The organism is Kribbella caucasensis, from assembly GCF_004361855.1.
Lineage (GTDB): Bacteria > Actinomycetota > Actinomycetes > Propionibacteriales > Kribbellaceae > Kribbella > Kribbella caucasensis.
Map to the genome: position 1 here is coordinate 115,445 of NZ_SNWQ01000020.1, position 13,070 is coordinate 128,514.

The 13,070-nt window shown below is 68.4% G+C and carries 12 protein-coding genes; 6 read left to right on the plus strand and 6 right to left on the minus strand.

Going from position 1 to position 13,070, the window contains the following annotated elements; genetic code table 11:
- Positions 1–145: 145 nt before the first annotated feature.
- A complete protein-coding gene (locus EV643_RS33165) occupies positions 146–2,110 on the plus strand; it encodes an NHL repeat-containing protein (RefSeq protein WP_133804138.1) in 1,965 nt (654 codons plus the stop codon).
- A 54-nt stretch (positions 2,111–2,164) separates the two neighbouring features.
- On the opposite strand, the gene EV643_RS33170 is transcribed toward EV643_RS33165, so the two are convergent.
- From EV643_RS33170 to EV643_RS33190, 5 genes are all read right to left on the minus strand, one after another.
- Complete coding sequence (locus EV643_RS33170; RefSeq protein WP_133804139.1) at positions 2,165–2,857, minus strand: hypothetical protein; 693 nt, start codon at positions 2,855–2,857, stop codon at positions 2,165–2,167.
- A gap of 29 nt (positions 2,858–2,886) precedes the next feature.
- Entirely contained in the window at positions 2,887–4,038 is a 1,152-nt protein-coding gene (locus EV643_RS33175) for an L-histidine N(alpha)-methyltransferase (RefSeq protein ID WP_133804140.1), read from the minus strand.
- 101 nt (positions 4,039–4,139) lie between these two features.
- Positions 4,140–4,340 carry a cold-shock protein gene (locus tag EV643_RS33180; RefSeq protein WP_133804141.1) on the minus strand — a complete coding sequence of 67 codons (201 nt, stop codon included), beginning with the start codon at positions 4,338–4,340 and terminating at the stop codon, positions 4,140–4,142.
- 137 nt (positions 4,341–4,477) lie between these two features.
- Positions 4,478–4,657 carry a hypothetical protein gene (locus EV643_RS33185; protein ID WP_133804142.1) on the minus strand — a complete coding sequence of 60 codons (180 nt, stop codon included), beginning with the start codon at positions 4,655–4,657 and terminating at the stop codon, positions 4,478–4,480.
- Entirely contained in the window at positions 4,654–6,045 is a 1,392-nt protein-coding gene (locus EV643_RS33190; RefSeq protein ID WP_133804143.1) for a PspC domain-containing protein, read from the minus strand. The genes EV643_RS33185 and EV643_RS33190 overlap by 4 nt, the downstream gene beginning before the upstream one ends.
- A gap of 205 nt (positions 6,046–6,250) precedes the next feature.
- Here EV643_RS33190 and EV643_RS33195 point away from each other — a divergent pair, with 205 nt between their 5' ends.
- The 4 genes from EV643_RS33195 to EV643_RS33210 all read left to right on the plus strand — a co-directional run bounded on the left by EV643_RS33195 (position 6,251) and on the right by EV643_RS33210 (position 11,367).
- The gene (locus tag EV643_RS33195; protein ID WP_133804144.1) at positions 6,251–7,735 is read left to right on the plus strand and encodes an ATP-binding protein; all 1,485 of its coding nucleotides are present in this window, start codon (positions 6,251–6,253) and stop codon (positions 7,733–7,735) included.
- Positions 7,732–8,373 carry a response regulator gene (locus EV643_RS33200; protein WP_133804145.1) on the plus strand — a complete coding sequence of 214 codons (642 nt, stop codon included), beginning with the start codon at positions 7,732–7,734 and terminating at the stop codon, positions 8,371–8,373. Before EV643_RS33195 ends, EV643_RS33200 begins: the two co-directional genes overlap by 4 nt.
- Positions 8,374–8,659: 286 nt before the next feature.
- Entirely contained in the window at positions 8,660–9,919 is a 1,260-nt protein-coding gene (locus EV643_RS33205; RefSeq protein WP_133804146.1) for an MFS transporter, read from the plus strand.
- Positions 9,920–10,044: 125 nt separating this feature from the next.
- Positions 10,045–11,367, plus strand: a complete 1,323-nt coding sequence (locus EV643_RS33210; RefSeq protein WP_133804147.1) for a C1 family peptidase — start codon at positions 10,045–10,047, stop codon at positions 11,365–11,367.
- A 68-nt stretch (positions 11,368–11,435) separates the two neighbouring features.
- Here EV643_RS33210 and EV643_RS33215 read toward each other — a convergent pair whose 3' ends face one another.
- The gene (locus EV643_RS33215) at positions 11,436–12,179 is read right to left on the minus strand and encodes an alpha/beta fold hydrolase (protein ID WP_133804148.1); all 744 of its coding nucleotides are present in this window, start codon (positions 12,177–12,179) and stop codon (positions 11,436–11,438) included.
- An 81-nt stretch (positions 12,180–12,260) separates the two neighbouring features.
- On the opposite strand from EV643_RS33215, the gene EV643_RS33220 reads away from it, so the two are divergent.
- Positions 12,261–13,028 (plus strand): GAF and ANTAR domain-containing protein, encoded by a 768-nt coding sequence (locus tag EV643_RS33220; RefSeq protein ID WP_133804149.1) that lies wholly within the window; start codon positions 12,261–12,263, stop codon positions 13,026–13,028.
- The last annotated feature ends 42 nt before the right edge of the window (positions 13,029–13,070 follow it).

Consider the following 13,070-nt stretch of genomic DNA (forward strand, 5'->3'; position numbering starts at 1 on the left):
CGAAAGTAGAGCTTCTGAGCCTCGGGTAAGTCAACCTCTAATCATTCCTAACTTCATGAGCGCAGGTGCAGACTTTCGGCCTTGACCGTTAATCGTCGGGTTGGTATCAACTTTCTGACACCGCCCGAGGCTAGGAGCCCGATCGATGAGACCTGTCCGCACTTTGCTGGCTGTTCTGGCGCTACTCGGCACCACTCTGGCCGGGGCTCAACCAGCCTCGGCCGCACCCGTCCTCGAGCAACTTCCACCGCTGCCGCTCAACAGCGTCACCACCCCGGGCGGCGCCGTCGTGACCGGCCCGGACGGGATCTCGTACCTCTACACCGTGTCCACGGTCGCGGCCGGGAGCGCGCTCTTCTCCGTGATCGACACCCGCAACGGCACGAGGAAGCACCAGGTCCCGTTGCCAGGAGCGCTGGGAACCTGGGCGGTCACGGCGACGCCCGACGGTACGGCGTACATCGGCAGCTACTCGTCCGGGAAGGCCTTCCGCTGGAACTGGGGAGCGGCGACCGCCACCGACCTCGGCGTACCGGTGGCCGGCGAGACGTTCATCTGGGCGGTGGCCACCGATGGGAGTGGACGCCTCTACGGCGGGACTTCGCCGGGCGGCAAGCTCTTCCGCTACGACCCGAAGACCGGGGTGGTGCGGGACTACGGACAGCTCGTGGCGGGGGAGCAGTTCGTTCGCTCGCTGGCGATCGCACCGGACGGCACGGTGTACGCCGGGATCGGCGCGCACGCGCACGTCGTCGAGGTCAACCCGGAGACGGGTGCGAAGACCCCGCTCGCCCATCCGGCCGGGATCGACACGAATCAGTTCGCGTATGACATCCGGGTCTCCGGCAACTACCTCGCCGTCCGGTTCGCGGCATCCGCCGCGGAGGGGGAGTTGTGGCTGTACGACCTGACCAAGGCTGCCTGGACGAAGCAGATCCCAGGCGTAACCGGCATCGGGCTGGTCGCCGACCGCAACCAGCTGTACGTCGTACGGGCCGGGGACGTGACCGCGATCGATCTGTGCAGCGGTACGACGCGGGTGGTCGCGCACATCGAGTCGAACTCGTTGCTGCACGCCGTCGGGGTGGTGTCGGGGCGGGACCTGTTGGTGAAGGCCAACACGGGCGGCGCCTTCTGGCGGGTGAACCTGAGCTCCGGCAACGTGCGGACGTTCCAGGCCGCGCTCACGGAACAGCCGACGGCAGTCCAGTCGCTGGCGGTCGGCCCGGACGGCAAGGTCTACGGCAGCGGCTACCTGTCGGGTGGTCTCGCCAGCTTCGATCCGGCGACCCGGACGATGGTCGGACGGAAGGGCGTCGGCCAGATGGAGGGCATGGTCACCGTCGGGAACAAGCTCTACCTGGGTGAGTATCCGAAGGCCCTGATCTACGAGTACGACCCGGCGCAGCCGTGGGCACCCGGCACCAACCCACGCAAGGTGCTGGACCTGTCCGGCGAGCATCAGGATCGGCCGTTCGCGATGATCGACGCCGGCGGGATCCTTGCTGTCGGCACCGTTCCCACGTCAGGGGTGCTCGGCGGCACGCTGGCCTTCTACAACCCGGCCGACGGGTCGTCGAGGGTGCTCACGAATGTCGTTCCCACGCACAGCATCGTCGGCCTTGCCTACAGCAACGGTGTCGTCTACGGAACCACCTCGGTCTGGGGCGGCAACGGCATCGACGCGGCGGAGTACGACGCGAAGCTGGTGGCTGTGGACGTGGCTACCGGAGCGGTGCAGTACACGACTGTCCCGGTGCCGGGCGAGCGTGCCATCAGCGGGTTGACCGTGGACGGCAACGGCCACATCTGGGGCTACTCGACCTGCAAGGTCTTCGAGTTCGATCCCGTGCAACGTAAGACCTTGCGGACTGCCCAGTACTGCACCTACAACTGGGACACCGTGCACCACGTGTGGCGGGACGCGTTCCTGTACTTCGACGCAACGGACGGCTACCTGTACGGCAAGGCCCAGGCCAAGGTGTTCCGGATCAACCGCAGCACGCTCGCCTACGAGCAGCTGGTCCGGCCGATCTCAGTCCTCACCCAGGCCCCGAACCGCGACCTCTACATGTCCCGCGAATCCAACTTCTATGTCTATCGCAAGTAGACCCCACGCTCGCGTCCGAAGAACCTGAGGCCATAGGCCATGGTTCTTCGGACGTCAGCGTGGAGGGAGGCGCTCCAGCAGGGTCTCGAGCATTTGTCGGGTGGTGGCGAAGTAGCTGTTCTCGCGGTTGAGGGCGCGGTGGAAGGCGGCCAGCTCCTCGGCAGTGCTCGAGCTGGAGAACGTGCTGATCTCGGTCAGGTCGAGGCGGCGGTTGAACAGGTGGACCGTGTCGCGCCATCGGTGCATGAGGCCGACCAGTTCGGCGTCGCGGTGCCGGCCGAGGGCGCCGGATACCAGTGCCAGGTCGACGGCGGAGACGACGAGTCTTGGGTAGACCTGGCGGTGGCCAGGCGGGTCCGGGGAGAAGCGCTCGTCGGCCAGGAGACGGGTGTTGTCCTGCAGCTCGTCGGCGACGGCCCGGAGTACTTCGCTCCTGCGCTCGGCCTCGGCGGTGAGTCGTTCGACGAAGATGCCGGTCAGACCCGCGACCAGGGTGAGCGAGTTGACGGCCGGCTCCCAGCGGGAGTTCTCCGGCCAGAAGAACCAGATCACGCCCAGCACGAAAGCGAGCGCGAGCAGTCCGTAGCTGACGGTCGTCACGACAGTCCGCCGGTACGCCGCCCAGGTCGCGCTCCCTTTCGAAAGCCGAACGACTCGCGCCAGCACCCGCAGCCGCACAAGCACCCGCCGCCGAGCCCGGATGACGGCCTGCTCCCGCGCGACCGTCGCCGGATCCTCCTCACTCACACCAGATCACCCCCGCCCGAGGTCCGCGGCTACCGCAGCCAGATGTCGTCGGCGAGGGTGCTCGGGTTGGCACCGGCGGCCGCGGGGGCGAGCAGCAGGAGCTCCAGGCCGAACGGGTTCGGGCGACGGGTGTAGCGGAACTGGGACTGGATCGCCTCGACCGGTGTGAGCTTGCACGAGGTGGTGAGTCGCTTCAGCCGGGCCGTCGAGTACTTCCGGGTGGTTAGCAGGCGGATCGTGTCGCCGACCGGCAGCACCACATCGGTGTGATCGGGCAGACCCATGCGGATCTCGTTGCCGGTGTCGTTCTGCCACATGATCTTCACCAGCAGCGCATCCTCGTCCTGGATCTCGCCGATGAACTTGACGTGCTCGTTGTCGACCTTCAGATCCGTGTTGTACCGCAGGGCGCTGGTGACGAACTCGGCGAAGGCCCGGGTCTGGTGGTACTCATCGGCGGCCGCGTCCGCGGTCTCCTGGTCCAGCCGGGTCGTGCTCGCGACCTCGAGCAGCAGCCGGTCCTGCGGCCGGAGCACGTCAGTGACCAGCTGGAGCAGCTCTTCGTCGTTCTCGAAGTTCGCCAGCGTATTGCCGGTCAGGGTGAACAGCACCGGGTCCTCGCCGATCAGCCGGGTCACCATCTGGGCCAGCTCAGACAGGTTGTCGGCGATCGAGAAGTCGAGCTGGACCGGCAGCACCTGCGCCATCGGGAACCGGCCGCCCCGGACCGCCTCGACCGTGCCCATCCGGAGCATCTCCGAGCTCATGTCGACCGGTATGTAGTACATGTGCTTGTTGTTGCGGCGCATGTCCTCCAGGATCGTCCGGTCCTTCACCCCGGTGCCGATGCCGAGGCTGACCAGGTGGAAGCCGGTGCTGTCCAGGTGCGGCCTCACCTTGCGCCAGTGCCGCAGGAACGACTCCGTACCGGCCTTCATCACCAGGTAGAACGGGTCGTTGGTCGCGTTCGCCCAGGCGATCGTCGGGCCGATTCCCCAGTAGGAGAAGCCGGAGGCGATCTGCTTGCCGTCGCCGGTGCCGGACACCGGTCCGCGCAGGTCACCGGTGAGCGTGGCGAGCTTGTCGGTCTGGTCCTCGCCGACCAGCAGCAGCGACCAGGCGAAGTCGTCGTCGACGAGCGCCTGCTCGAGTTTCCGGATCACGTGCACCGGCTCTGTCACTGGCCAACCCCTCCCAAGGTGAGGTGGTCAGGTTACCGGTTGCCGACGCTGCGTGCCGACCCGAAATCCGCTGCCACGCGTCGCGTCGGCCCGGTGGGAAGTCAGATGGCCTTGACGGCCTCGGCTTCGCGGCCCTTGGGGCCGTCGACGACCTCGAACTCGACCTGCTGGCCGTCCTCCAGGGTCTTGTAGCCGTCGGAGATGATCTTGCTCCAGTGGACGAACACGTCGTCCTGGCCGTCGACGGCGAGAAAGCCGTAGCCCTTGTCGGCGTTGAACCACTTCACGGTGCCGCGCACCATCAGAACTCCCGTTGACCTTCGACGGGGCCCGCTCGCTCGGACCCCTGCGGCGCCCGGCCTGAGCCGAGCGGGCAACAAGCCTAGCCGAGCCGTACCGGCCCACCGACCCGCGGTCCAGGACGGCGTACGGCCGGGGCCTAGTCGCGTTGGGAGGCGGCCAGGCCGATGACGCCGGCGGCCACCAGCAGGACCGCGGCGGCGGGGCCGAGGTCTTCGATCGGGAGGATGCCGTTGTCGTTCAGCATCCAGAGCGTGGCGGCGCCGGTCAGGACCGTGCCGGCGATCACGCCCGGGACGTCGGTCTTCGTCTTCTTCATCCGCGCTCCACCTTGATGCTGCCGAGATCCATCTTCAGGTCCAGGACGAGGGACTCTCCGGCCTTCTTGCCGTCGGCACCGCCGTCGTCCACTGTCAGCTTCAGGTCGTGGCCGCCGCGTTGCTCGCTGAACGCTGCCACCTCGCCGGCCTTGGCGGTGAGGGTACCGGTGACGTCGACGTTCGCGGGCAGCTTGATGAGCACCTCGCCGAGTCCGCCGTCGACGACGATCTTGGCGCCGGGCTGGAACTTCGCCTTCGTCAGGTCCAGCTTCACGGCGCCGGCGTCGAAGGTGTACGTCTGGTTGGTCGCGGTGATCGGCTTGTCCGGCGTCGCGGTGTAGTTGGTGTCGGCGAAGGTCTGCGGTACCCCGTTGAAGAAGCTGGTGAAGGCCACGCCGAGGGCGAGCAGGATGCCGATCGGCAGCAGGGCGAGGGTCCGGCCGAGGAATCCGCCGATCAGCATGCCTCCGCCGAGCGTGGCCAGGCCGATCGCCAGGATCAGCGGGGTCGAGGCTCCTGCGAGCCAGGCGATCGCGATCGCGAGCCCGGTCAGCGCGACGATCGCCGGCTTCACCCCGCGGAGGCCCTTGGCGGGCGGTTCCGCCTTCGTACTGCGGACGGGCGGTGCGGGCGGCTCGTCGGCGTACAGGCCGAGTGGGTCGTCCTCGGTCCACACAGGGCGGACCGGCTCGACGGTGCGGTCCTGGGGGGCCTGTGTGGCCGAGGACGACGGACCCGCCGGGGGAGCTGACGGGCCGGTCGGGGAGCTGACCCCGCCGCTCTGCGAGGCCGCGTACTGCTGCGTTCCTTCGTACTGCGGGGTCGTGGGCTGGCCCGGGTACTGCTGGTAGCCCTGGTACGGCGCGCCGGGGACCTGTGAACCGGTCTGGCCGGGTACGTCCTGCGGGCGGGTCTGGCTCTGGTTGTCGCCGGTCCAATGCAGGCCGCCGTGGCTCCAATGGGACCGGCCGCCCTTGCGCCGGAACACGAACAGCCACAGCAGGCCGAGCACGATGAGCGGCCCGGGCACCATCTTTCCGAAGTTGAACGACGACATCAGCGCGATCGCGGCGAACACGCACACGCCGATCACTACCGGCCACAACCACGGGTGGTCCGGCCGGACCCGGTCGCCGAGCAGGCCCTGCGCGGCCGACCGGTCGCTGCCCTCGTCCGGCATCAGCACCCACGCGGCCGCATAGAAGAGCACACCCGGGCCGCTGATGATGAGCACGGCCATGACCACGCGCACCAGCACGGGGTCGATGTTCAAGGCCCGGCCGATCCCGCCGCAGACGCCCGCGACCATCCGGTCGGACCGGCTCCGGCGCCAGCTCTGCGGTTCCCGCATCTGGGCGCGGTCGAAGCCGTTCGAGTTCTGCTCCATGTCATCGATGGTGTCTCCCCGGCGCGCTCGGCAACATCGGGGATCCCCCTCTGCCGACCCCGGCTGTGTCCTCGGGCGGTCAGCGGACGGCCGCGGGATCGGGGTTCTCCCCGGGGCGACCCTGATCGGGGCGGGGGCATGCTGAGGTCCGCGCCCGGGGGAAGCCTGCTGGTGTCAGGCCTGTCCGCGTGTGACGATCATGGGGATGACTCAGCCAGCCGCAGCCGCGCCCACGGGCGGATCCCCTTCCTCCGGGGCTCCCTCCGCGAGCCCGCCCGGCCAACCGCCGTACGGACCACCAGGACAAGGGCAATACGGCAACGGTCAGTACTACGGCGGTCCTGGTCAGTACGGCGGTCCCGGCTATGGGCCGTCCGGGTACGGACCACAGGGTCCAGGACAGTACGGCCCCGGCGCTGCCCATGAGCCCCCTCCGGTCCGGCGTGCGTACAGGCGCACCGAGGGGCGCGTGCTCAGTGGTGTCGCCGGTGGGGTCGCGGACCACCTCGGGGTGTCCGACACCGTGGTCCGGCTGGTGTTCATCGCCGCGACCGTCTTCGGTGGATTCGGCGTCCTGATCTACGCGGCGCTCTGGTTCCTGATGCCGCTCGCGCCCCCGACCGTCCCGGCCGCGCCCGGTCTGGCCGCGGCCACCCGGCAGGGGAAGCGGTCGGACCTGCCGCCCCCGCCGATGACCGAGGGCAAGGCCCGGCGGCGGGAGAAGAACCGCGGCCAGGTGACCGCGCTGGTCGTGGTCGGGATCGGGCTGCTGCTTCTGCTGCAGTTCGCCGGGCTCGGGATCGCCGGGAAGATGTTCTGGCCGCTGGTGTTCGCCGGCACCGGTCTGGCGCTGATCTGGCGGCAGGCGGACGAGAGCCAGAAGACCGCCTGGACGAACAAGGCCCCCACCCTGGGTGCGCTGTTCGGTAAGGGCGGGATCAAGTCGCTGGTCCGCGTACTGGTCGGGCTCACCCTGATCGGCACGGCCGTCACGGTGTTCCTGGTGCAGAACAACCGGCTGTCGATGGTCGGCGACGTACTGATCGGCCTACTGCTCGCAGTGGTCGGCCTCGGCCTCATCGCCGGTCCCTGGGTGCACCGGCTGACCAGAGACCTGAACTCGGAGCGCAGTGAGCGCATCCGGTCGCAGGAGCGCGCCGACATGGCCGCACACCTGCACGACTCGGTGCTGCAGACCCTGGCCCTGATCCAGAAGCAGGCGAACGACCCGCGCGCCGTCGTACGGCTGGCGCGTTCGCAGGAACGCGATCTGCGGTCCTGGTTGTACGACGAGGACGACAACGCCGACCTGACCCTGGCCGGTGCGGCGAAACGGGCCGCTGCCGAGGTGGAGGACTCCCACGGCGTACCGGTCGAGGTGGTCACGGTCGGCGACTGCGACCTGACCGAAGGGCTGTCCGCGATGGTCCGGGCCGCGCGCGAGTCGATGGTGAACGCGGCCAAGCACTCCGGTGCGGCCAAGATCGACGTGTTCGTCGAGGTGGACGGGGACCGCGCGGAGATCTTCGTCCGGGACCGGGGCAACGGATTCGACACCGACGGCGTGCCGGAGGACCGGCTCGGCCTGCGGCACAGTGTGATGGGCAGGATGGAACGGCACGGCGGCCGCGCGACCGTGCGGTCGAGCCCGGAGACAGGCACCGAAGTGCGACTGGAGATGGACAGATGACGCAGAGGCGAGTGGTCGTGGTGGACGACCACGACATGTTCCGGGCCGGCGTGCGCAGCGAGATCGGCGCCGCGGTGGAGATCGTCGGCGAGGGATCCGACGTGGACACCGCGGTGAAGGCGATCGTGGGAACCGAGCCGGACGTGGTCCTGCTCGACGTCCACCTGCCCGGTGGCGGCGGTACCGAGGTGATGAAGCAGGTGCACCAGCGGCACCCGGAGGTGAAGTTCCTGGCGTTGTCGGTGTCCGACGCGGCCGAGGACGTGATCGGCGTTATCCGGGCCGGCGCCCGCGGTTACGTCACCAAGAACATCAGCGGCACCGAGCTGATCGACGCGATCGGCCGGGTGGCCGACGGCGACGCGGTGTTCTCGCCGCGGCTGGCCGGGTTCGTGCTGGACGCGTTCTCCGGTGCGATCGACATCGCCTCGGTGGACGAGGACCTGGACCGGTTGTCGCAGCGGGAACGCGAGGTACTGCGGTTGATCGCGCGCGGCTACGCGTACAAGGAAGTGGCCCGGGAGCTGTTCATCTCGGTCAAGACGGTCGAGACCCACGTGTCCTCGGTACTGCGCAAACTCCAGCTCTCCAACCGCCACGAACTCACCCGCTGGGCCACCGACCGCCGCCTGGTCTAGGGCCTGTCTGACGGTTTCCTGCGTGCTGCGCGGCACTCGGCACGGCATCTCGCTGCACTGGAGCAAAGGCCACGATGAACACCACATCGAGGCCTTCACTCCAGCACACCGAGCTACCGCACCGAGCACCTGCTCGCTACTGCTGGAAACCGCCAGACAGGCCCTACCGCTTTACTGGTCCCTGTCTTCCGTTCAGCGGAAGGCAGGACTGGTGGTGTGTGGGCGTCTCCAGGACCTTCGTCTGAAGCCGACGGGATCCACCCGTCGGAGTGGAGCGGAGGTTCGGATGTCCACGATCCACGAACAACCAGGGCGCGTCTGGGTACGTCCGTTGTGCTGGACCGCCGTCATGCTGGACGGTTTCGACCTGGTCGTGCTCGGCTCGATCACCCCGATCCTGCTCAGCGGCAAGGTGTTCGGCTACACCCCGTCGACGGCCGCGGCGGTGGCGACCGCGGGCCTGGTCGGGATGATGCTGGGCGCGCTGGCGATCGGTACCGTCACCGACCTGATCGGCCGGCGTCGAGCGATGCTGGTGGCGGTCGCGACGTTCTCCTTCTTCACCCTGCTGTGCGCGTTCGCACCGTCCGCGGAGGTGCTGGGCCTGCTCCGGCTGCTGGCCGGCATCGGCCTCGGCGGATGCTTGCCGACGGCAATCACCTTGGTGACGGAGTACTCCCGGGCCGGCCGGAACGGCGGCGCCACCACGCTGATCATGACCGGCTACCACGTCGGCGCGATGCTCACCGCGCTGCTCGGCATCCTGGTGATCCCGAGCCTCGGCTGGCGGGCGATGTTCGTGATCGGCGCGGCGCCCGCGGTGGTGCTGCTGCCGCTGATGTGGTGGCACCTGCCGGAGTCGCCGGTGTTCAAACAGGGTGCCGGGCTCGACCCGGTGAAATCCCTGCTCCGGCCGGGATTCCGGCGACCGACGATCGCCTTCTGGGTCACCACCTTCATGGGCCTGCTGCTGGTCTACGGCCTGAACACCTGGCTGCCGCAGATCATGCGGGAGGCCGGCTACCCGCTCGGTACCGCCCTGAGCCTGCTGCTGGTGCTGAACCTCGGCGCGATCTGCGGCCTGCTCTGCGCCGGCCGGATCGCCGACAGGGTCGCCATCCGCCCTGTCACGGTCGCCTGGTTCGCCGGCGGCGCGATCACGCTCGCGCTGCTGAGTGTGCGGCTGCCAGGCCCGCTCCTGTACGTCGTGGTGCTGCTGGCCGGCTGTTTCGTCTTCGCGGCCCAAGTCCTTGTCTACGCGTACATCGGTCGCGTGTACTCCGCGGAGAACCGGGCCACCGGCCTCGGTTGGGCTGCGGGCGTCGGCCGGCTCGGCGCGATCACGGGGCCGATCGTCGGCGGCGCGTTGCTCACCGCGGGGATCGCGTTCCCCTGGGGCTTCTACGTTTTCGCCGTCGTGGCGGCATTGGGCGCGATCGCGATCGGGGCAGTCGAACGGTCGTCGGTAGGCGCCCCAGCGGATCGGCGTACGGCTGATCGAGTCGGCAGTCCCGAGGCGTTGGGAGCGCCTGGATCGACCGAGTAGCGCGCGCCCGGCGTCCGGAGTACGAGATGGGAAGGGCAGCGGGGTGGCGGGCTGTGGACAGGGCACACATTCGCCACCCCGGCGGGTCCGTCATGGGCTTTGGTGCTGTTATACCGTCGACTCCTATGGAGCGGAATCTCACTAGCGAACAGCTCGCGCTCTTCGAGAAGGAGTTCGCGTCGAACCCGCAGTACCGGGTGATGCAGAACGCCGTCACGGAGACCCCGGTCACCAAGATCGCCCTGGATCGCCAGATCGTCACCTCGATCGACCATTCGGTGTCGAATCTGCTGGACGACTGGAAGGTGACGAACCAGAAGAAGAGCGGCCGGTGCTGGCTGTTCGCCGGCCTGAACCTGCTCCGCGCCGGTGCGGCCGGGAAGCTGCAGGTGAAGGACTTCGAGTTCTCCCAGAACTACCTGCTGTTCTGGGACAAGTTCGAGCGGGCGAACTTCTTCCTCGAGGCGATCATCGAGACCGCCGACCGCGACGTCGACGACCGGACCGTGGCGCACCTGCTGTCCGACCCGATCGGTGACGGCGGCCAGTGGAACATGTTCGTCGCGCTGGTCCGCAAGCACGGCCTGGTGCCGAAGACCGCGATGCCGGAGACCGAGAGCTCGTCGGCGACCGCGCAGATGAACGACACGCTCCGCAAACTGCTCCGGCAGGGCGCTCGTGACCTCCGCAAGCTCGACGGCGCCGAGGCGCAGCGGGCCCGCAAGGGCGAACTGCTGACCACGATCCACCGGGTGCTGAGCATCCACCTCGGTACGCCGCCGCAGAAGTTCCTGTGGCAGTGGAAGGACAGCGACAAGGGCTTCCACCGGGACGGCTGGACCACGCCGGCCGAGTTCGCCGCGGCGTACGTGACGCTGCCGGTCGACGAGTACGTCTGCCTGGTGCACGATCCGCGCGAGTCGAGCCCGACCGGGCGGACCTTCACGGTCGACTACCTGGGCAACGTGATCGACGCGCCGCCGGTGGTCTACCTGAACGTCGAGATGGACCTGATGAAGCAGCTCACCCAGGACGCCATCGTCGGTGGTGAGCCGGTCTGGTTCGGCTGCGACGTCGGCAAGCAGATGTCGGCCGACCTCGGCTTCTGGGACGCGAAGCTGTTCGATCTCGGGGCCGTCTACGACACCGAGTTCACGCTGGACAAGGCCGAGCGGCTGCTGCACCACGAGACGCTGATGACGCACGCGATGCTGTTCACCGGGGTGGACCTGGTCGACGGCAGGCCGCGTCGCTGGCGGGTGGAGAACAGCTGGGGCGACGAGAAGGCCGACAGCGGTTTCTGGACCATGAACGACTCCTGGTTCGGCGAGCACGTCTTCGAGATCGCGGTCCGCCGGTCGGCCCTCCCCGCCGAGCTCCAGGCCCGCTTCGAGGAGGCCCCGATCGTCCTCCCCGCCTGGGACCCGATGGGCGCCCTCGCCGACTGATTCCGTTTCCTGCCGTTACGTCCGAAGAACCTTGGGTTATAGCCCAAGGTTCTTCGGACGTTGTGGTTTCAGGTGAGCGCGTTGCGGATGAGGGCGACTCCTTCATCGGGGCGTTCGAGGGTGGGGAGGTGGCCGGCCCAGGGGAGTTCGACGTGCTCGACGTTGGGCAGTGCCTTGGCCAGGGCGACCGCGCCGACTGTGAAGAACTGAAGGTCGTGGGCGCCGGAGAAGAGCTTCACGGGTGCCGTGATCACGGCTGGATCGATCGGGTACTCCTCGCTCTCCACATCTCCCGCGGCCAGCTGGATCTCGAAGGCGTGACGTTGCATCGCCAACAGCAGGACGCGAGCCTCGTCGTCGGCTTCCGGGCCCAGCCAGGTCTCGACGTTCAGGGCCGTCGCTCCGTCGACGTCGCCCGCTTCCAGCAGCCGGTTCTCCTCGGCCCAGAACGCGCGGATGTCCTCCGTCGGCTCCACTCCGTCCACCGGCGGTGCGAGCAACACCAGCCGGCTGAACCGATTCGGTTGCCTGGTCGCCGCCTGCAACACCACATTGGCTCCGTACGACGCCGCGGCCACGGCCGCTCTTTCGACCCGCAGTACGTCGAGAAGCTCCAGCAGATCGTCCGCATCCGAGTACTGCGCGTCCGGCGCGAGCGGGGTTTCGCCGTACCCGCGGAGATCCGCCGTGATCACCTGGTGGTCGACCCGCAGATCCGCCACCTGCCGTGCCCACATCCGCGAATCCGCTATCCCGGCGTGCACCAGCAACACCGCCGGCCCGTCGCCAACCACCTGATGATGAATAGTCATGACGGCACCCTCGTCACTTCGGGGCCCCGATCGCAAACTCATTTGTTCGCTTAGTCGAGCCGGTGCCCCATCATTAGGGTCATGGACCAGAGCACCAGTGCGCCGCCGGAGGCTGAGGAGCCTTCGGAACCCACCGATCCGGCCCGCGAGGCGGCGGACATGTTCGCCGCGCTCGCGGTCGAGTTGCACGACTCCGATGGTGTCGAGGAGACGATCGAGGCTGTCGTGCAGTTCGCCCTCCAGGCGCTGAACTGCTCGCACGCCGGGATCGCGCTGGCCGCCCGCGGCGCCCGGCCCGAGATCCCCGCGGTGACGGATCCCGTCGTCGCCGAGATCTACGAGTTGCAGATGACGAGCGACGACGGCCCGCTGGTCGAGTCGATGCGCGACCTCGCCACAGTCCTGGTCCGCGACACCGCGACCGACGGCCGCTGGCCCGACTGGGCGACGAAGGTGCTCGGCCTGGGCGTTCGCAGCGTGCTGGACGTACCGCTGACGACGGCGGCCGGGACCGTCGGCGTACTCGGTCTGTACAGCGCCGAGCCGGACGCGTTCAGCGCCGACGATGAGGCGATCGCGCACATCCTCGCCCGGCACGCCTCTGTCGCCGTCGCCACCGCGCGGCACGAGGAGACGATGGCGCAGGCGGTCGACGCCCGGAAACTGGTCGGCCAGGCGATGGGCATTCTGATGGAACGCTTCGACGTGGACGGTGACAAGGCGTTCGCGATTCTCAAGCGGTATTCGCAGGACACCAACACCAAGCTTCGCGACGTCGCCCAGCAGTTGATCGACACCCGCAAGCTGCCGGAATCGACTCCGCCCCGGGAGAGCCGATCCCGGCGGTAATTCGCGGGCACGCATACCGGGACCTGTTCTGGGCACTTGGGC